Annotated in this window: 23 protein-coding genes; 6 read left to right on the plus strand and 17 right to left on the minus strand. The window is 53.8% G+C overall.

Features of this window, described 5'->3' with window-relative positions:
• Position 1 precedes the first annotated feature (1 nt).
• The 3 genes from AC13DE_RS11525 to fliF are packed head-to-tail and all read right to left on the minus strand — an operon-like array spanning position 2 to position 2702.
• A complete protein-coding gene (locus tag AC13DE_RS11525; RefSeq protein ID WP_446295849.1) occupies positions 2 to 355 on the minus strand; it encodes a FliM/FliN family flagellar motor switch protein in 354 nt (117 codons plus the stop codon).
• Positions 355 to 996: a FliH/SctL family protein gene (locus tag AC13DE_RS11530; protein ID WP_483047911.1), complete on the minus strand. Its 642-nt coding sequence runs from the start codon at positions 994 to 996 to the stop codon at positions 355 to 357. Before AC13DE_RS11530 ends, AC13DE_RS11525 begins: the two co-directional genes overlap by 1 nt.
• Positions 993 to 2702 carry a flagellar basal-body MS-ring/collar protein FliF gene (fliF, locus tag AC13DE_RS11535; protein ID WP_446295851.1) on the minus strand — a complete coding sequence of 570 codons (1710 nt, stop codon included), beginning with the start codon at positions 2700 to 2702 and terminating at the stop codon, positions 993 to 995. Before fliF ends, AC13DE_RS11530 begins: the two co-directional genes overlap by 4 nt.
• A gap of 136 nt (positions 2703 to 2838) precedes the next feature.
• Between fliF and AC13DE_RS11540 the strand changes: the two genes are divergently transcribed.
• Genes AC13DE_RS11540 through AC13DE_RS11555 form a run of 4 tightly spaced genes read left to right on the plus strand, consistent with a single transcriptional unit; the run spans position 2839 to position 5467 of the window.
• Entirely contained in the window at positions 2839 to 3477 is a 639-nt protein-coding gene (locus AC13DE_RS11540; RefSeq protein ID WP_483047912.1) for a flagellar basal body-associated FliL family protein, read from the plus strand.
• Positions 3478 to 3486: 9 nt separating this feature from the next.
• Entirely contained in the window at positions 3487 to 4440 is a 954-nt protein-coding gene (locus AC13DE_RS11545; protein WP_483047913.1) for a flagellar motor switch protein FliM, read from the plus strand.
• Positions 4421 to 4804: an SNARE domain-containing protein gene (locus AC13DE_RS11550; RefSeq protein WP_446295856.1), complete on the plus strand. Its 384-nt coding sequence runs from the start codon at positions 4421 to 4423 to the stop codon at positions 4802 to 4804. The genes AC13DE_RS11545 and AC13DE_RS11550 overlap by 20 nt, the downstream gene beginning before the upstream one ends.
• A 3-nt stretch (positions 4805 to 4807) precedes the next feature.
• Entirely contained in the window at positions 4808 to 5467 is a 660-nt protein-coding gene (locus AC13DE_RS11555) for a MotE family protein (RefSeq protein ID WP_446295858.1), read from the plus strand.
• A gap of 1 nt (position 5468) precedes the next feature.
• Here the strand turns inward: AC13DE_RS11555 and AC13DE_RS11560 are convergent, their stop codons facing one another.
• From AC13DE_RS11560 to AC13DE_RS11595, 8 genes are read right to left on the minus strand one after another with little or no spacing between them, the layout of a single operon-like run.
• On the minus strand, positions 5469 to 6596 hold the full coding sequence (locus AC13DE_RS11560) for an EscU/YscU/HrcU family type III secretion system export apparatus switch protein (RefSeq protein WP_483047914.1): 1128 nt from the start codon (positions 6594 to 6596) through the stop codon (positions 5469 to 5471).
• 2 nt (positions 6597 to 6598) lie between these two features.
• Positions 6599 to 7354: a flagellar biosynthetic protein FliR gene (locus tag AC13DE_RS11565; protein ID WP_483047915.1), complete on the minus strand. Its 756-nt coding sequence runs from the start codon at positions 7352 to 7354 to the stop codon at positions 6599 to 6601.
• A 3-nt stretch (positions 7355 to 7357) separates the two neighbouring features.
• On the minus strand, positions 7358 to 9451 hold the full coding sequence (flhA, locus tag AC13DE_RS11570) for a flagellar biosynthesis protein FlhA (RefSeq protein WP_483047916.1): 2094 nt from the start codon (positions 9449 to 9451) through the stop codon (positions 7358 to 7360).
• A gap of 1 nt (position 9452) precedes the next feature.
• Positions 9453 to 10256 (minus strand): transglycosylase SLT domain-containing protein, encoded by an 804-nt coding sequence (locus tag AC13DE_RS11575; protein WP_483047917.1) that lies wholly within the window; start codon positions 10254 to 10256, stop codon positions 9453 to 9455.
• A gap of 1 nt (position 10257) precedes the next feature.
• Positions 10258 to 10527: a flagellar biosynthesis protein FliQ gene (gene fliQ / locus AC13DE_RS11580; protein WP_446295151.1), complete on the minus strand. Its 270-nt coding sequence runs from the start codon at positions 10525 to 10527 to the stop codon at positions 10258 to 10260.
• Between the two features lie 40 nt (positions 10528 to 10567).
• Positions 10568 to 10888 carry a flagellar hook-basal body complex protein FliE gene (gene fliE / locus AC13DE_RS11585; protein WP_446312713.1) on the minus strand — a complete coding sequence of 107 codons (321 nt, stop codon included), beginning with the start codon at positions 10886 to 10888 and terminating at the stop codon, positions 10568 to 10570.
• Positions 10889 to 10897: 9 nt separating this feature from the next.
• Positions 10898 to 11308: a flagellar basal body rod protein FlgC gene (gene flgC / locus AC13DE_RS11590; RefSeq protein WP_446295153.1), complete on the minus strand. Its 411-nt coding sequence runs from the start codon at positions 11306 to 11308 to the stop codon at positions 10898 to 10900.
• A 17-nt stretch (positions 11309 to 11325) separates the two neighbouring features.
• Entirely contained in the window at positions 11326 to 11679 is a 354-nt protein-coding gene (locus AC13DE_RS11595; protein ID WP_483047918.1) for a flagellar basal body protein, read from the minus strand.
• 62 nt (positions 11680 to 11741) lie between these two features.
• On the opposite strand from AC13DE_RS11595, the gene AC13DE_RS11600 reads away from it, so the two are divergent.
• A complete protein-coding gene (locus AC13DE_RS11600; protein WP_483047919.1) occupies positions 11742 to 13145 on the plus strand; it encodes a FliI/YscN family ATPase in 1404 nt (467 codons plus the stop codon).
• A gap of 101 nt (positions 13146 to 13246) precedes the next feature.
• Here the strand turns inward: AC13DE_RS11600 and AC13DE_RS11605 are convergent, their stop codons facing one another.
• The 4 genes from AC13DE_RS11605 to AC13DE_RS11620 all read right to left on the minus strand — a co-directional run bounded on the left by AC13DE_RS11605 (position 13247) and on the right by AC13DE_RS11620 (position 16180).
• Positions 13247 to 14086 (minus strand): flagellin N-terminal helical domain-containing protein, encoded by an 840-nt coding sequence (locus AC13DE_RS11605; RefSeq protein ID WP_446295156.1) that lies wholly within the window; start codon positions 14084 to 14086, stop codon positions 13247 to 13249.
• Between the two features lie 131 nt (positions 14087 to 14217).
• Positions 14218 to 14709, minus strand: coding sequence for a flagellar biosynthesis protein FlgI (locus AC13DE_RS11610; protein ID WP_483047920.1), 492 nt, complete (start codon positions 14707 to 14709; stop codon positions 14218 to 14220).
• Positions 14709 to 15011, minus strand: coding sequence for a hypothetical protein (locus AC13DE_RS11615; RefSeq protein WP_483047921.1), 303 nt, complete (start codon positions 15009 to 15011; stop codon positions 14709 to 14711). Before AC13DE_RS11615 ends, AC13DE_RS11610 begins: the two co-directional genes overlap by 1 nt.
• Positions 15011 to 16180: a flagellar basal body P-ring protein FlgI gene (locus tag AC13DE_RS11620; RefSeq protein ID WP_446312707.1), complete on the minus strand. Its 1170-nt coding sequence runs from the start codon at positions 16178 to 16180 to the stop codon at positions 15011 to 15013. Before AC13DE_RS11620 ends, AC13DE_RS11615 begins: the two co-directional genes overlap by 1 nt.
• A 157-nt stretch (positions 16181 to 16337) precedes the next feature.
• Between AC13DE_RS11620 and AC13DE_RS11625 the strand changes: the two genes are divergently transcribed.
• A complete protein-coding gene (locus tag AC13DE_RS11625; protein WP_483047922.1) occupies positions 16338 to 17036 on the plus strand; it encodes a response regulator transcription factor in 699 nt (232 codons plus the stop codon).
• Here the strand turns inward: AC13DE_RS11625 and AC13DE_RS11630 are convergent, their stop codons facing one another.
• Both AC13DE_RS11630 and flgK read right to left on the minus strand, forming a co-directional pair.
• A complete protein-coding gene (locus AC13DE_RS11630) occupies positions 17037 to 18119 on the minus strand; it encodes a flagellin (RefSeq protein ID WP_483047923.1) in 1083 nt (360 codons plus the stop codon).
• A 10-nt stretch (positions 18120 to 18129) separates the two neighbouring features.
• Complete coding sequence (gene flgK / locus AC13DE_RS11635; protein WP_483047924.1) at positions 18130 to 19548, minus strand: flagellar hook-associated protein FlgK; 1419 nt, start codon at positions 19546 to 19548, stop codon at positions 18130 to 18132.
• Positions 19549 to 19556 lie beyond the last annotated feature (8 nt).

A 19556-nucleotide genomic window follows, 5' to 3' on the forward strand; every position in this document is an offset into this window, starting at 1 on the left:
ATCAAATTTCGGAAACAAAATCTTTGACGATCTCGCGCAGTGCTACACCCAACATATCACCTTGGACCCTGACAAGGTCCCCGCGTGCGACCATTCGGTCATTGATCATGATATCCACAGGTTCACCTACCCGGCGATCCAGTTCGATAACGGAACCTTTGGTCAGGTTCAGCAGCTCGGATATCGGCATGCGGCTGCGGCCGAGGACTACGCGTACTTCTAACTTTACGCCGAAAATCGCATCCAAACTTTTGCCGTCCATACCCACTGCTGACTTGATGTCAGTCTTAACATCTTGAGAAACTTGCGCTTCAGGGTGATCGGCTTGGATTTTATCCTGCTCGTTATGTAGCATTAGTCGGCTTCCCTCGTGGTTGACTTAAACTGCTGCGCTGCGTCGGCCAAGGCGTCGCGGACTGCGGTGGTTGCTGCTTCGATATCGTATTCAAGCTTTCCGCCCTGCCACTGAACCCTTGCACTGCCCCGGGCAAGTTTTGGGTCAGCGACCACTTTCACGGTTACGTCGTCATTGGTCAGCGGCAACCATGCCCCAGGCTCTTTCTCAAGGGCCGCGGCAACATCTGGGCCTACATGAACCGACAAGATCGGATCGGTGCGTGCCAATACTACACTCTGGCGAATACGCTCAATCGCAAGATCGGGCCCGTAGGTTTTAAGAAACTCAGGGACAATTCGGTCTGCAATGCCCAGGAAAAGTTCCACAATATCGTTCTCTGTATCGCGCCGGTGCATTTCATCGGTAGCGATAAGTTCATCCAGCTTCGCGCATATCTGTTCGCGCTCACGTGTCAGCCGAACGTCTTCTTCCGCTTCAAATTCGGCTATTGCGTCTTGCTTGCCTACAGAGCGTCCTGCGTCAAATCCGCTTTTGCGAGCTTCTGCCAAGCGAAGATTCATCTCTGCTTCATCCGCTGCGGGCCCATGCACGGCACGGTTGGCGTCGATGTCAAAATTCCGGTCGAAAAGATTGATCATGCTTCTGCCTCCGCCGGAAGCCACGACCGAATAACACGCAAGACTTCTTGAGGTTTCTCATCGGCCAAGCGCTGTATCGTTTCGATCTTTTTCTTGTGGAGATTGCCGCGAATGCCTTCTTTCCTGACAAACTCGGCCGCTTCCAAGTCTTCGACACCATCGACGCTTGCGGACGCAACGGCCCCGGTATTTTCCACGTCAGCGATCGCCCCCGCTTCAGTCGCTGGCAGTTTCGGACGCTTGCCATCTGTGTCAGGCCCAGCCAGAGCAGTGGCGTCAGGCGTATCCGGTGCCGCAAGGGCTGGATCTACAAAATCATTCAATTGACCTGCTTCGGTAAACTTACGCAAAAGTGGACGCACACCGAAAATCATTATCAGGCCTACCACGAGCAGTGCCAGAATGCCGCGAATGATAGGAACCACGTTATCAGTCAGTTCATCACTTAGGGATTTGTTGATGGGGTCGCCCAAGTCCATCGAGTAATCCATAAAGCGCATGCTATCGACTGAAATGCTGTCGCCCCGAGCTTGATCAAACCCGACCGCCGATTTCACCAATTCAGACAGACGCGCCAGCTCTTCGGGGTTGCGTTCGGCATAAACAACCTCGGACCCGTCGACGTTGTAGATACCGTTTACCAGTACAGCGACCGACATACGCCGCACATCACCGGCCTCGCGGACGATCTCGCGTCGGGTATTGCCGATTTCATACTTGACGATCTCATCGGCCTCTGACCGCTTGGTGGAAGATCCAGTCGCCCCGCCGCCGCCCGCGAGAGCTGCTGGAATGTTGTTCTCTACACCGACGTTCCCGTTCTCCTTGGACCCGATCTGATCTTCGGACTTGGTCTCGGTAGATCGCACAACTTGCTGATCGGGGTCAAAGCTCTGCTCTACAATCACCTCACGCTGAGTCGTCAATTCAACGTTGACGTGCACACGCGCATTTCCTCCGCCCACACGTGCCGTCAGGATGTTCTGAATCTCTTGGGAAAGACGGTCTTCGATGCTGGACTTCGCAGACTGAACACCGGCTTGGCCGGCTCCATCGGCCCCTTCGGCAAGGATAGTTTCACCGCTTGCAGAAAGGACAGTCACATTGGAGATATCAAGGCTTGCTACCGCTGATGCGACCAGATTACGAACGGCGACTGCCTGCTTACGATTTACCGCCCGACCTGATTCCGGCCGCAAAATGATAGATGCACGCGGTGCCGGAGCCTCGCGAGAGAACGGCTCGCGATCCGGAAGAACCAAGTGTACCCGCGCGGATGCGATTCCATCCAACGTCTGGATAGACCGCGCCAGTTCCCCCTCCATTGCCCGCAAGCGGTTGATCTTTTGCAGGAACGAATTCATTGCAAGGCCGCTGCTTTCGTCGAAAAGCTCCCAACCCGGATCTCCGTCAACAGGCATACCCGTTTCTGCGATAACCATGCGGGCTCGCACCACGTCGGACCGCGGAACAGAAATCCGAGAGCTGTCTTCAGACAACAACACGCTGAAACCAGCGTTAGTCAGCGTTGCTTCGATCGAGTTGGCGGACGTTACGGTAAGATTCGAATAAAGCGGCGCGTAGTCTGGGCGCGTCACGGCGCTGACACCCAATATCAGGGAAAGCATCACCGCGGCGGCTGTGCCCGCCAGGATCATCAACTTGGTTTTTCCAAGGGATTTTAGATTCTCGATTAATCCTTGCATGGAGCGCCCCAAATGATCATTTTCTTAAGATATATTGACCAACTCATGAACAAACGCAAGTATTAAACAAATTTTAACCTTGTATTTTTCATGCTGAAAGCCGAGGATATGGACAGCGTAAAGACAAGGTTTAACCATGGCGACGAAACCCAAAAAGAAACCCGCCGCATCAAAGCGCGACGATACCGATGAGACCGGCGGGCGACCGCGCGGTTCACGGAAGATGCTTCTTGTCGCCGCTGCCATGTGCCTGGCTTCGTTGGGCGGCGGTTTCTTCTTGGCACGCATGGCGTTCATGCAAGATGCCGAAGCTTTCGAACCGGAATACAAAGCCGATGCCAAGGATAGCGAATCCGCGCCGGCTGACCCCGAGAAATCGGGGAGCACTCATGAAGCCAAGGGCAAAGAGGGCGCTGCGAGTGATGTCGCCAGTAAGGAAGACACCAAAGCCATGGACAACTCACTGTTTGATATGGGGGAAATGCTTACCAATATTCAGGGTTTCGATCGCACGGGGGCACCGACCAGCGCGTTTCTCAAGGTTAATCTGATGGTAGCTTATCGCCCTGAGGCGGGGGCGAGCGCCCTGATGGCCGAGCGTCAGGCCCTTATCCGCGACCTGTTCAACGGATACCTCCGAGGGCTCACAGAAAATGACTTGCGCGGAATGGCGGGGATTCTCTTTGTGAAAGCGGAGTTGCTAAAGCGGGCGCGGGCGGCGGTCGGCAGCGACGTGCCTCAGGAAATCCTGATAAAAGACCTGATAGTGCAGTAGGGAAACGAAATGAGCGAAGTTACATCAGATCGTCCTGCGGACATCTCGACTGCCAATCTGATTGATGAAATCATTCGGATGTCGGATTTTACATTCGACCGGCTTCCCATGCTGGATATTATCGCAGAGCGGTTGGTGGAAAACTTGATATCGGCACTTCCCGATTTGACCGGTGCGTTGTGCGAAGCAAGTCTGACGTCACTGGATTACACCCCGATGGGCAAGATCATCGACGATCTGCCTGTGCCGACCTTTCTGGCCATCGGTACCGGAAAGCCCTTTGTCGGTGAGATCATGCTGGTCGTGGATCAAACCGTACTTATGACATGTGTCGAACTGATGTTGGGTGGTACCGCCAAAAACATAGACGCCGACAACACCGATGACTTCACTGCCATTGAACTTGGTTTCGGTGAACGGCTGGCGTCCGCCATATTCGCTGAGCTTGAACGATCCCTATCTGTGGTGGGGTCGGCCAATCTGGAGCTTGACCGGATAGAGACCGATGCGGATGGTGCCGCGATCGCAAAAAAAGCAAGCCTTTGTGCCCGTATTCGCCTGACGCTCACGATGGCCGGTCATTCGGGCAACATGGATTTGGTCGTCCCCTATGACGCGCTCGAACAGATTCTACCCGATTTGGGCAAGATCTACTTTGGCGACCGAATGGAATCCAAGAATTCGTGGCAGGAGCTGATCGGGACGCAGATCGAGCGCGCGACCATGGACCTCGAAGTCGTAATGGCACGGCAAACGTTTCCAATTCAGAAAATCATGGCTTGGAAGCCGGGCGACACTATCGACATCGGTATCGAAGAAGGCCGGGAAGCATCCATAATCTGTGCCGATACGCCCATGTTCAAAGCGTCTTTGGGCAAACGCAACAACGGATACGTGGCCGTGCAAATCACCGAAAAACTAGAAACGCAGGAGGAGCACGAAGATGGTAGCGACAATAATTGACAGCCTGATCGTGGTCCTGCTGATCGGCAGCATTGGCTATGGTTACATGGTTTCGATGAAGCTCCGGCACCTCATGGCCACGCTTAAAGAGCTTCAGCCTTTGGTAGAAGAGTTCTCGTCCGCCGTGGATAAATCCGAACAATCGGTTAACAATATGCGCGAGAATATCGAAGTCGCGCAGCGCAAACCGGAGCCGGTAGAGGAACCGACACCAGCAGAGCGCCAACCGGGTTCCGCTGCGTTTGCCAGCCGCCGTGCACCAACAAAACCCGATGGGCCGGAACGTACCGGTGTTCGGGTAGTGCGTGATAAAAAAGAAATGGTTCGGGCTTTCTTTGAAAACTCCTCCGCAGCTAAGGGGTAACTGATGCAAATTTTCAGTCTTTTAAATGGTAAAGTAATTGTAGGCGGTCTGGCACTGACCCTTGTCGCCAAAGCGGCAATGTCCTTTCCCGAGCTTCCGATGTTCAAAGACACCGGTATCACCACGCTTCCAAACCTTGTTCAAACGGTTGCAGCCAAGGAAAAACCGCCGGAATTCTCAAACGAAATTCCGCCTCTGGTCGCAAACTTGCCTAAGACAACAGAGAACTGCGAAGCACCCGAGGATGTTCTTATTTCCCTGAACAAGGAAAGAGAGCTGGTCGCGAAGCAGCGCGCCGAGCTTGAAAACCAGCGTGCCGAGTTTGCACTGGCACAAGAGCGTCTGGGGATTGAAAAAAAGTCTCTGACCGAACTGAAAACCTCTATCGAAGATTTGCTGGCACGCGTGGATGCCGCCCAGACCGATGACCTGAACCGTCTCATCGATCTTTACACCAACATGAAACCAACAGATGCCGCACGGATCATGGACGATCTGGACATCGAAACGACGATCATGATTCTAGGAACCATGAAACCTCGGACCGCCGCGCCGATTCTTGCCAAGATCCCGGCGGTCCGTGCGCGCGCGGTATCCAAGATCATCCTCGAACGCTCACAGCTTCCGGGTGACCAGGATCTTACCGGCATCAAGTTGAAGTGAACTAGTATGGTGTTGTCCGCAAGGAAGAGCCGGGCGGCGCCTTGCGGATTTTATTGTTGCGAAGATCAAAAACAAAACTGATTATCTCAGCTACGATTTCCCAATGTTGAACCGGGATGGTCTGATCCACATCGATCTCATCATATAGCAAACGTGTCAGCGGCTTGTTTTCAATCATGGGTATGTTGTTTGCAGCGGCGATTTCGCGGATGCGGTGCGCCATGTTGTCCGCGCCCTTTGCGATGCAGACCGGCGCCATGTCCTTCTCGGGGTTATACCTTAATGCGATCGAATAATGCGTGGGGTTGGTTAAAATCACGTCGGCCAAGGGCACTGCCGTGATTGTACGTTGCTGCGAAAGCTGCTGTCGCCGCCTGGCCCGCTTTTGACGAATTTCAGGTGATCCTTCAGACTCCTTTTGTTCGTCCTTCAGATCTTTCTGGCTCATCCGTTGTTTGCGGCGCCAATCAAACCGCCGCCACAGTATATCGGCGATCGCAATCGGCACGAGCAGGATAGCAGCGGAAAACAACAGCTTTACGGCCGCAGTTGTAAGATAACCGGGCAAAAGTTCAGGTATGAAGCCTGAAATGGCCCAGATGCGACTGACTGCGCCGTTCGTTACCCAGATTGCCAAACCGCCTATTGCGAGCACTTTAACGATACTTTTGACGAACTCGACCAAGGCGTTTGCAGAAAAAAGCCGTTTGATACCCTCAAACGGTGATAACTTGGACAGCTTTGGCTTGATACGCTCGGCGGCGACCACGGTTTCGCCCTGTATTACCGCCCCGATGGCACCACCCAGCAGCAGCACCCCGAAAATCGGTAGGATCGCAAGCATCAATATCATGAAAAATTCATTCAGGATTTGCCCAAGGCGGGTGATACCTGGGGCACCTGTAGCGACCGTCAGGCTCGATGCTTTATCGATCAAGGTAATCAAGGCCGCCACGATTTTTGGTGCCTGGATCGGCAACACAAGTGCAGCAATAGCCAACAGGGCCACCACCACGACCATATTGCCTGCTTCCTTCGAAGAAGGAACGTCGCCCTTTTTTCGCGCGTCCTGAAGCTTTTTCTCAGTCGGCTCGAGGTTCTTTTCGGTACTGTCGCTATTTTCGGCCACGGTTAAATCCTAAAACCCATTAGCCATTCTTGGAACTGCTCAAGAAAGTAATCAAGCATTGCGGGCGAAGCGATCGCAAGAATTAATAAGCCGGCCCCTATTAACAGCGGTGCCGCGACAAAGAAAACCGGCAACTGGGGCATCATCCGGTTCGCCAAACCCATGCCAAGGTTAAGGATGACCCCCATAACAAAAAACGGTGCCGCGATGGCCGTACCGATGTACAAACTGTGACTGGCAACTTTCAAGATCTGGTTCGTCAAATCTGCCAGGATGATTTGTCCGGGTGGAAAAACCTGATAGCTGGAAAGCAAAGCGCGAATAATCAAGTGGTGGGTATCAGTGACAAATATCAAGGTGACCGCGCCCATCAACAACACCGTCGCAACCATCGTTGCCCCTTCGAATGACCCGAAAACGGGGCCAAACGCGTTCGCCAATCCAGATACCTGCCCGACTTGAAATCCGGCAAACTGCAATGCCGAAAGCAAGATGCGCGCGCTGAGCCCGATCCAAAGGCCAACCGTCACCTCGGTTGCCAACAGCGCCACTGCGGCAACCGGGCTGTCCGGCAAAGCGCTTGATACCGGCGTCAATGGCAACAATGACAGGCTTACCAACACGGCCATGGACAAGCGTGGTCGAACGGGTATCTGCACTTCTCCGAAACCCGGCATGAACATCATGGCGGTACCGATGCGGGCGAATACAACGAAAAATGAAAAAAATACCGTGGTGATGAACGTATCAACCGACACAGATCACTGCCCTACGGTGCCAACCGTACGCAAAGACGCTTTGCGATGTATCTCATTATGAGAGATCACCTGTGTCATCGGGCTAACCCTTTCAAGGATCGAACGCACATAAGGCCGAGCTTGCGGGCTGACCAGCAGTGCAGGCCATTCGTCGGCGCTCGAGAACTTCTGGATTTCCTTGCGGGCTGCCAAGACAAACTCCTGAACACGTGACGGGGACATCAAGAACGATTCTTCTCCGTTCGCCTTAGAAATCGAACTGGTCAGCTCTTTTTCCCAATCACCGTTGAGGTTGATCACCGGCACATAACCTTGGGCGTCTTTCAAGGATTGGCATATTTGTTTGGAAAGCTTGCTTCTGGCGTGCTCGATCACCGTCCGGATGTTTTTGGAGGTCGCACTTGCCTCTGCGACAGCTTCAATGATCTTGGACAAGTTGCGGATAGACACTCGTTCGGCCAAAAGCGCTTGGAGCACGTGCTGCAACATCACCGCTGACCCGCTGTCAGAGCTTGACGAAAGCAGCTTTTGATAATCCTTGTCTTGACCTTCAATCAATTCTTGAGTCGCCGCATAGGTCAAAATTTCCGGCATGTGCTCTTTAATGACTTCGGTAAGATGCGTCGTGATAACGCTTTCCGGGTCAACCACCGTCATGCCCATCAGCTCCGCTTCCGACGCGCGGGCTTCATCAACCCAGATCGCTTCCAGCCCGAATGTGGGTTCCCGCGTACGCTTGCCAGGAAGATTAATTTCTTGACCTGTAGGGTTAATCACCATCATCAACATCGGATCAACCTCGCCACGGGCAGCTTCGACACCTTGCAACGAAATTGAATAGGTATTGGCGGGCAGATCAGCACTGTCCTTGATGCGGACCAACGGCAGAACAAATCCAAAGTCATTGATGAACAACGAACGAAGGCTTTTGACCTTTCCGGGCAATGCCGCGTTCACCGAAGTGATCATCGGGACCAAAGCCGAGCCTAGATCAAGTCTCACGTCATCAACGCGCAGCATGTCAGCCAGTTGGGTTTCGGCAGATTCCGAGGGAAGTGCCGCCTTGTCCGCAGCTTGTTGTTCCAGAGCAGCGCGATCGAAATTGGTCTTTTGCATAAAATAGCCAAAGCCTGCCATCGCGGCTGAAAGTGGCAGGAAGATAGCCAACGGAAACCCTGGCAGCCAACCAACACAAAACGTCAGGCCCGCAGCCATATAAAGTGCTTTGGGGAAATTGCTGAGCTGGCCAAGCACCGCTTCGTTTGCCGCGCCCATGGTACCGCCCTTGGTGACCAAAAGCCCCGCGGCCAGCGACACAACCAGCGCCGGAATTTGGGTGACCAACCCGTCGCCAATCGTAAGCACGGTATATTTACTCATCGCGTCGCCGATGCTTAGGTCGTGGCTGATCATGCCGATCATGATGCCGCCGAAAACATTGACCAACGTAATGATCAATCCCGCAACGGCGTCACCGCGCACAAATTTCGACGCACCGTCCATCGCCCCGAAGAAGGAGCTTTCCTCTTCAACGATCTTACGCCGGCTCTTTGCCTCTTCTTCAGTGATGGCACCAGCACCAAGATCCGCGTCAATGGCCATCTGTTTACCAGGCATCGCATCAAGCGAGAACCGGGCGGCGACCTCGGCAATTCGGGTCGAACCTTTGGTGATGACGATAAAGTTAATCAGCACAAGGATGGTGAAAACGATAATACCAATAATGAAATCGCCACCCAGAATAAACTGGGCGAACCCTTCGATCACGTTCCCCGCCGCGCCCGGCCCGTTGTGACCTTCGCTAAGAATAAGCCGGGTGGACGAAACATTCAGCGCCAGTCGCAGCATGGTAACAACCAGCAACAGCGTCGGGAAAGAGTTGAATTCCAGCGGTGTGGCGATCCAAAGCGCAACCATCAGGATCAAGACCGAAAGCGCCAACGAGATAGCTAGGCCCAAATCCAGGAAAAACGCCGGTAGTGGGATGAACAGCATCGCAAGTATAAGCACCATACCAACCGCGAAACCAATGTCGCGATTGGCCCCGCTCATCTTTGCAAAACTGAAAGGTTGTGGGTTGGTGTCTGGCGTAGCCATATCAGTTGACCTCGGCGTAAATGGGCAAGATAGGCTCTAGCGATCGGGAGGAGTATATAGAAAAACCGTTACCGGCTTTACCTGAATTAGCATTGCTCAGATCGGCGCTCCATCCAAATCGCACCGGCTCTTTCGGGGCGTCCACCTGTTGTACAGCAGCGATCACGCCGCTGTTTTGCGCGGATAGTACGGCCAATTGCGTTTGGGCGATGCGCTGATTTTGGCTCAGCTTTCTGAGATAGACGGCACTATAGGTCTCATTGGATGAATGATATCGCCCTGCCGCCTTCCACCAATCACGCGTCTCTGTGTAGAGTTGCAACAAGAACCGCGCCGCATAGTCAACGTTGTCAGCCGGGGTTGTCGCGGCCTCCAAAGAAGCGAACTGATCTGAATGCCAGCGCTGGTTGACTTGCATGCACCCCACATCGGTCGACCGGATACCTTGCGCCTGCATATCGCGCACATAGGCTTCCAATGCGAGCTTGCTGCCAAAGAATGTTCCTTTGCCATTGGTATTAGCCGTCCAGGGCCACACCACCAACCGCCCGTTCATCTGGCGACCCGCTTCCTGAATACCAATCGCTAGAAGGAGATTATCAGGAATACCATAGCGCTGTTCGGCCGCTAGGATTTCGCTGATGCAAACTTGGGCGGGGTTGGGAATGGCCTGCGCGACCTCGACGTCAGCCCGTGATGGCGAAGATTTATAGAATTCGACCCAACTTTGCTTTTCTGCCACCGCTGCCGCGGGCATGGTCAGCACCATCGTTACAACCGCAAGTCCTGCTAAAATGACCCGCACTCTAAAATCCACCGTTGGAAATGAGATCGAAAATGCGGTCGGACAACGTGAGCAGCGTAGAGAATATAAACGGCGTGCTGAGCGCCACGGTGATAAAGATAGCGACGATCTTGGGCACGAACGTCAGCGTCATTTCCTGGATTTGTGTCAGTGCCTGAAAAAATGCGATGGAAAGCCCTACGCCAAGCGCCACCACCAGGACCGGTGCCGAGGACAGCAAGGTTACGATCAATGTCTGTCGTATAACTTCATAGACGGCGACAGAATCCACAAAGGACCTCCGATCAAGTAGGGCACGATCGCGTGGCCTGTTAGACAGGCATACGTATAATATCCTGATACGCCTCAACCAATTTATCGCGCAAGGCGACGGACACCTGAACAGTTTGCTCCATCTCCATCGTTGCCTGTACGACCTGCTGCAAGCTGGCCTGCCCGGTCAGACCCTTGATGGCCATACTGTCGCCTTCGCGAACGGACTCTACGGCGTTAGCAGCAGCCTGCCCAACCATGGACGAGAAATCTTTAGGTGCAGTGGCCGCGGCACCCGCATCGGTACGCGCCTCACCCTTGACCGTCTTGGCATATGCGGCCTGCACATAGGATGAACGGACAGCGGAAAAATCAGTCATGTACGCTCCTTACTTCAAAAGTTCGACAAGTTGCTGGCGCATGTCGCGGGCCTTGTCCAACATGGCCAGATTGGCTTCATAGCTTCGGGCGGCCTCGCGCATGTTGCTCATCTCGATAAGAGGGTTGACGTTGGGCATCTTGATGTAACCATTCTCATCGGCGGCCGGATGCGAAGGATCATAGCGCAGGGTGAAATCGGTCTGGTCGCGATCAACGGTTGCAGCTTGAACAATCGCTGCGCCGGTCTTTGGGTCCATAACGCTTTCGAAAGATATTGTTTTCCGCCGATACGGATCGCCCCCCGCCACTTGCGATGTGGAACTGGAGTTCGCGAGGTTTTCCGAAACAACCCTAAGACGGTCACCTTGCGCCCGCATACCACTGGCGGCAGTGGCCGATATTTTGGAAAGTGAATCCACGCCGTAATCCCCCTAAACTAGCGTCGGCCAGCAACCGTATACATCATTTGATACGCTTTGCGGTACAGGTTGGCAGCCACCTTGAACTGGCCTGCCGTACTGTTGGCCTCCATCATCTGCTCTTCGAGATTGATGTTGTTGCCGCTCATGTTCGGGCTCGCCAACACGTCGGCCTGAACCACTTCTGCATCCTGAAGGCCGCTCGCCCTGTCTGCATCACCGAGATAGCTGGCAAAGCTTTGCACGTCTTTCGCGCGGTATCCCAACACGTCAGCGTTAGCGATATTTTCGGAAACCACAGCTTGCCGCGTCGCAAGCCATTGCAGGCGCTTGGGGGCAAGATCGAACAAAGATGTTGATTCTGTATTCATGCTAGACTCATAATTTATTCTTGATATATAGCAAGAATAGCGCGCACTCGAAAGAGTATATTTTGGATTATACCTTCTCAAACTTACAAAATGCTATCTATTCATGCTCAAGCTCGAGCATTTCCGGCACAGTGCGGTCGATCACCGGCATGACATTGACCGTTGGCGGACTGGAAGCACTCGCGCGGATCGGAAGCCTATGCCGGGTTCACACCTCGGCAGGGCACATAGATGGCGAAGTTGTCGGTGCCCAAGGCAATGAATTATGTGTTCTGCCTTTTGGTACGTGGGAAGGCGTGTCGGTTGGAAATGAAGTAACACTAATCGAACATGACGACATGGTTTTCCCGGATGAAACCTGGATTGGCACGGTCGTCGATGCGCTTGGCCGCCCGCTGACCCGATACAACCGGGCTCGCAGACCGCGGCGCAAAACGAGATTCCGGTCGGACCCTCCGGGCGCGTTTGATCGCAGGAAGGTCGGGGCGAAACTTGAAACCCAGATTAAGTGCATCGACATATTCACCCCGATATGCCGGGGTCAGCGGATGGGCGTCTTTGCAGGGTCTGGTGTCGGGAAGTCGACCATGATGGCGATGCTGGCGCAGAATACCGACGCAGATGTGATCGTGATCGGCCTGATCGGAGAGCGCGGTCGCGAGGTGCAACAGTTTATTCAGGAAGATCTTGGGCCTGCCGGCATGGCCCGCGCCGTCGTCGTGGTCTCAACAGGGGACGAGGCGCCGCTGCTGCGCAAGCGCGCCGCTCTGACGACGACAGCCGTCGCGGAATACTTCAAGTCTACCGGCAAACAGGTATTGCTGTTGCTTGATAGCGTCACTCGCTTTGCGATGGCTCAGCGTGAGATCGGGCTAGCCCGGGGCGAACCCCCTACCCTTCGCGGATACCCCCCGTCAGTCTTTAGCGAACTACCCCATCTTCTGGAGCGGGCAGGTCCAGGCACCGAAAGTGAGGGCGATATTACCGGGCTCTACACTGTTTTGGTTGATGGCGATGACATGAATGAACCCATCGCCGACGCAGTACGCGGCATTGTCGATGGCCATCTGGTACTGGATCGAAAAATCGCGGAACAGGGACGGTTCCCGGCGATAGATTTGCAGCGATCATTGTCAAGAATGCTGCCTGGTTGTCATTCACCGGAAGAGTACGAGATTACGAAAGCCGCGCGCAAGGCTCTAGGTCGGTATGCCGACATGGAAGACCTTATCAGGCTGGGAGCTTACAAAGCCGGTTCTGACCCCGAAACCGACGAAGCCATAAAATTCTTCAAAACCGCAAGCCCGTTTCTGTCTCAGGGACGCGGCGACAAGACACCCGCCGCCGAAGGATTTGCAGAAACCTACAGGATGATACTTGAGGCCGGGATGGACGATCCGCTTCGAGCGTTCTTTGAGGAACGCGAACGTTCAGATATCGTCCATAGCGCGATTCCGGGCCAGTAGATCGGCCTTTATCGCCTAGCTATCCATATTTCAGCGCAGTTCTCGGGTACCTTCCCCGCCAACTGGCGGGAAAAGTGTTGTCATAATAAGATCGAACCGGATTAACGGAACAAGCTCAGGATGTTCTGAGGTGCCTGGTTTGCGATCGACAAAGACTGTGTGGCAAGCTGCTGCTGAACCTGAAGAGCCTGAAGACGTGCTGCTTCTTCCTCCATGTCTGCATCAACCATTGAACTCACACCGGAATCCAGCGTGTTTGTCAGGCTGTCGATGAACTGCATCTGGCCATCAAGGGTGTTTTCAGTAATGCCCAACGATGTCGAAGCAGTGATGGCGTTTCCAAGTTCGCCTTCAGCCGCAATAAGCTTAGCATCCATAGTGGTAGTGGTGCTTGTCACATCAATTGCAGCAAGGTTGGTTTGGATGGTTTGCAGATCTACGGCCGTGAAGGAAAACGTAGTCACAGCAAATGCGCCTGCTGCATCGCGGCTCACACCGTTCACAACGCTTACTGGGCCAGCAAGAGCCTTAACCCCATCAACCAGGTTGTCGCCGTTGAACGTCGCCTGATCAATCGCGGACTGCATGTTTTTCGCCAAGGCAACCAGTTCGTTCTGAACGTCTTGCTTGTTCACACCGTCACTTTGGGCAAAGGCGATACGTTCAACCATTTGCTGCGCCAGTCCGGTAACCGTTTCGGCACCCAGACGTGCGGTCGCGACAGAGTTCTTTGTAGCAGTCATGCCTTCGTTGATGGCTTTGAACATACCGCTATCACCCTTCATCGTCTCGGAGATGGCGAAGTATGCGGCGTTGTCCTTGCCCGAAGCGACCTTCAAACCGCTGGAAACGCGGCTTTGAGTATCGGTGAGCCCACGATTTACTTCACGTAGCGTGGCCAGGGCATTCATTGCGGAGCTATTGGTGAGAATGGACGACATTTAATGTTCTCCTTGCTTCTCGTGTTGTTCCAGTCTTCTGACTGATATTAGCTTAGAGCTAACTGAACATACCTAACCCATCAGGTTAACGAATGGTTAACAAAAATAGAAAAACTGGCAGACGTGTCGCCTCAATACTTTTGATCGACCCTCATATTGTTACCGCTCTGGCCAGACATTTTTTGGCCCAGTTTTCCGTAATTTCCATCTAACTCATTACGATTACTTATTTTTTCCACTTCTCTCAGTATCGTTCGAGCCGCGACGGCCATGCGGGATAACATCGAACTGTCTTCTTCGACATAGTTCTTGAGCCGGGAAAGGTGGTGTTTGATCTCCAACTTCTGGGCGATTGGCTGGTTGATAAACGGCTCAACAAGCGGCGTCTGTAGCTCCAGCCACTTCAAAAGGCGCGCCTTTTCATCAAATACAGTGCTCACAATCGCCAGATCACCGCTTTTGATCGCTTGGATTTCTCTCTCCAAAACCTCGATGGTTTCCTGAATTTTATCAACATAGCCGCGCAGGTTATCTTCATCCTCTGACGTAAGGGCCAGTTGATCGGGGCTCCCGGACGAGGAAGCGTTCGCGCGCTGGCTAAAACGAAAGGTTTTACGCTCCATTATTCTTCACTCACAATGGTGTCTTTTTGAGCTTGGCCATAAGCGCCGAGCATCTGCGAAACACTCCCGGAAAAGCCCAAGCCCCCCTGTTCTACCAACTGACTTGCCACCGCTTCTGACATAAAGGACCGCCACATATCGGCTTGGTCCTCGCCGCCAAATACGGCCGGGCCAGCCGTCTTTATCATCTCGTCGACAAACTGGGTGAGGAACACTTTTTCGAATTCCTTGCCAGTCTCTGCTGCCCGATCCGGTGGCTGATACCCGGAAATCGGGCGCGGCAGTTGAAAGTCACTTACCATTAGATAATCTCCAGATCGGCATGCAGCGCACCGGCGGCTTTGATTGCCTGCAAAATGGCAATTGTTTGGCGCGCCCCAACACCGATAGCATTCAACCCATCGACGAGCTCTTGAAGACTGACATCCCCCTTCAAAATCGTGAAGCTGCCATCAGTCTCCTGTATATCAATTTCCGTCTCCGGCACGACGACGGTCGTGCCACCAATAGAAATCGGTGCCCCCGAGACCACGGCGGTGCCTCCCCCCACGCTTACAGGATAAGGCTGGCTGACGTTATAGTTCTCTCTTACCCGGACAGTCAGGCCGCCTTGGCTGATCGCAACCTGTGCAATTCGCACGTCAGCCCCCATGACGATGGTCCCCGACTTTTCGTCAATGACAACGCGGGCCACGGTGTCGGGCGTGACCAAAAGGTTTTCAACTGCCATGATGGTTTCTGGCGCGTCACGCTTATCGCCGACCCATACTTCGATCGTTCCGGAATCAAGCACCTCGACCTGACTAGAACCGAGATGCTTTGCAATCGCTTCGCGAACACGATCAGCAGTGGTAAAATCAGGAGTATTCAAAGCAATTCGAATGCTATCCAGTTGAAAGAGGCTGAATTCAATTTCACGCTCGACGATAGCGCCGTTTTCAATCCGAGCGATCGTCGGCACACCATCAACAACACTGGCCGCATTGCCATCCACACGGTAACCGGATGCGGCAACCGGCCCCTGCCCAACCGCGTACACCTCACCGTCGGCGCCGGTCAAAGGTGTGATCAAAAGTGTTCCGCCCCTAAGACTGGTTGCGTCCCCCAAAGACGAGACCGTGATATCTATCGGGGATCCGCGCCGCGCAAACGGGGGCAATTTGGCTGTGACCATGACCGCCGCAGTGTTCTTGGTCTTGAGCGCCTGGCCATCCAGATTTGCAACCCCCAACCGCTCAAGCATCCCCCGTATGGACTCGCGCGTGAACGGGCTTGACGTCAACTTGTCCCCTGTCCCCAAGAGGCCGACAACCAAGCCATATCCGATCAGATGGTTTTCACGAACACCCTCGAAATGCGCAATATCTTTTATCCGCACCTCCGCCGCGACAGGGGTCGCGACCAACAGCGCCAGCACTGCGAATGCCAGAGCGCTACGTATTGCCAGGGCGGCGCGCCGGCAAGCAACCATCGACAGGTCTCCCACTATCAAGAACAGTTCATCTATCCTTGATATAATCGGCTAATACACGCTAGAATACAAGTAAAAACAGGTATTAATTGTTGCTCTGGTCAAATATACTTGATACCGATAGGAATAATAAGGTTTTGAGGCAAAGCATATGCGAATGTATATTTTTGAACAGCGGCAGGAACGATGTGTCGGCCTTGCTTCGGAACTGCGGAGCGCGGGGATCGACCTGCAATTTATCACCGAAGACTTTTTCCAGACCGGACTAGGCCCCCTGCTTCACCCCGGCCAGCAGACGAATGCCATTCTTTTGGGAGAATGCAGCGACATACGAGGGCACATTCGCACGTTGCGATCCGCCGGGTGCGTCAATCCGGTTATCGTCTTGCGGGACTTCCGAAACGCGAAAGATACATCGGACCTGTTGAACCTGGGCGCAGATGACGTGATTGTCAGCCCGATCCGCGGCACCGAGGTTTTGTCGCGGACCAATTCCATCATTCGCCGCCATTACGGCCACGCCGCGGAAAGCGTGATCGTCGGTGAACTTACAGCTTATTTCGACGGTCGTGATCCAGTCGTTTCCGGTAGTCGTATCAAGTTATCAAAGCGGGAATATTCGGTTTTTCAACACCTCGCCTTGAATTCCAACAAGGTGATATCGAAAGACGCCATATACGACGCGATTTATGGTACCAGCATCGACCAACCCTTTGACAAAGTGATCGACGTGTACATCTGTAAGCTGCGCAAAAAGCTGGCGTCAGCTTCAGACAGCGGTTGGCAGTATATCGAAACCGTGCACGGGCGCGGCTACAAACTCAGCTCACCTGAACTGCCCACCGAGGTCGTGTAATCAACGCAAGAAGTTAAGGATAGACAAGCTGGAGAGCCGCGACGTGACTTGGTAGCTCGCCTGCAATTGCGTTTCCAGATTGTTCATCCGCGTGATCGCCTCGTAGGGGTCAACGCTTTCATAATTTGATATTTGCGTGCGCTGAACCAACGAAATGTCCGTAAGCTGAATTTGCGCTTTCTCGACAATTTGTTGATTGAACCCGATCCTAGCGGACGCATCTAGCATTCCCTTTTGGGCGACGCCCAAAGTGTCCACGATCCTGCCCATCCAAGTAGAATATGCGGCCTCGTCCAGTTCGCGGACATCTGTAGAAGCCAACATCGCAAGCCCTTGATAGGCTGCGCGGAAAGCTTCTTCGTTGGCTCGGTTCCCATACACGACCTCTTGCCCGGTGTTCACCCAGGCCCGTATCTGCTTGGTCGGCTGCCCGTCCGCGTCAATGTTAGGCGATCCTTGGTAGAATGTGCCTTCGAAGTTCCGACTTGGGTCGGTGCTGTCCTGGGACAGAAATATCTGGTCTATTTTATCCGCGATCTGCGTAGCACTGGCGGCATCCGTCGGCCCCGTCCCGACTATTTCCTGGAGCACCCCTTCAGGTGTGCGACCGGTCACAGCACTCGTATCGGTCCACCGCGTCAGGGCAGGCTTTTTGGAATCTATTCCGGCAAAAACACTATCGCCGTTAAACGTCACGTTCATCGCAGCAACCACGCCTTCCAGTGCCGCGCGAGCCTGCATTTGAAGAACCTCTGCCCCATTGATCGGACGAGATGCGTTTAATACCGCTGTTTCCAGCACCGACTGCACCTCTTCGCGGGCATTGTCCACGGACGCCAGCATCGTCGATAGCTTGTTCGCCAAGAGGCCATTGGATGTGATAAAGGTCTGCGTTGCATCTTCGCGACCACGCAATTTCGTCACCGATGCGGCGCTCGGACCGAGGCTCTCGTAAATGTTTGCCTTAAGTCCGGTGGATACCTCCTGCCCGGCCCGTTGAAGATCAGAGGTCGCTCGCTGGACGCTCTGCCTATTGAACAGGTTCATCTGAAACGTCGAAAAAGATCTTATACCCAAAACCATCGTTAGAGCCTCACACGGCTGCGATCAACGTGTCAATCATATCAGACACGGTGCTCAGAATTCTGGAATTCGCAGCATAGCTTTGTTCGATTAAAATCAGCTGCTGCATCTCATCATCTATGTTGACCCCTTCGGAATTCCGTCTTGCCGACATCACGACTTCGGCGGCGGAACTTGCGGCGTTAAAGTCATTTTCAGATTTTACACGCTCCAAAGCCTGGCTGGTGATCATTTCCGCTGCGAAATCCCGAATGGTGACATCTGTCGGAATTCCCGTACCCGAAGCGGAAGACAAAGGTTTGTCCAACGCGGCGATAAAGGCATTGATCTGGCCGGCTTCCGATGCAGGGCCTTGCGTTGAAGCGCCCAGACCGTCACGCACCCGCCAGACTTCCAGTGCGCCGGTGGCCAAAAGCTTATCGTTCACCTGCAAACGCCCAGCCAACCCCACACTATTCGCCGCTGAAAAAGCTGACCCGTTATCGGTAAACAGCCCCGGTTCGCCGGCGGCGAGGCTGGCGTCGGCGTTTTCAAAGGACTGGACAATCCCTCGTGCGTATTCATCCAACTGTTGTTCAAACCGCGGGATTATATCACGTTTGAGCTGCGACAATCCGGTAAGACTTCCATACCGCAAGCCGCGAACGCCCTCTTTGAAGGGCGTGATATCCTGGGTTCCGGCCATCAATGTCCCGTCGCTGGGGTTAAAGGTGACGTCATGCACCTGATTACCCTCGAGCAAGGCCGCACCGCTTAAGGTGTAGATACTGATCGACCCGCTTGCCGAAGTCGTCACACGTGTGTCGACGATACCTGATATCTGATCCAGAACCGTATCCATCTTCTCGTCGAATTTGGCGCTTTCCAGTGACCCCGCGGCAAATTCGCGTCGACTGCTGCTCAAATCTCGTAGTTGGTATAACGCTTGGTTTAAATCAGCCACTTCATAGCGAATTTCCATATTCACATCGTTCAGCGTAGAACCAAGCGTGACAGCGGCTCCTCGCACCGACCGCGCCAAATCTTCGGCCGCCAACACAGTCGCTGCCTGCGCCCCGTTCGAAGAAGGAAGGTTCGACAAGGTTGTTAGACTGTTTTGGAATGTGTTGAACTTATCCGCCGGAGACGTGCCATCACCAGGTTGCCCCAGATAGGCCGTATAACCTGTCAGCCCTTCTTGGATGGACTGATACTGTGCCATTTTGCTGTTCTCTAGGCGCGACATCCGCTGCAAGGTGACATCAACTTCGCGGCGGATTTCGCTGATAATCGCGCCGCCCTGGCCAGCACCCGGTGTGACAAGCACGCCTTGACGCCGAACATAGCCCGGCGTCATAGCGTTTGATACGTTGTCGGCGGCAATCCGCGACAACCCTTGCGTCGTCTGCAAACCCAATGCTGCTGAATTAAGCGCGCCCGTCAGGCTCATATCTTACT

The organism is Sulfitobacter sp. L-8, from assembly GCF_056859255.1.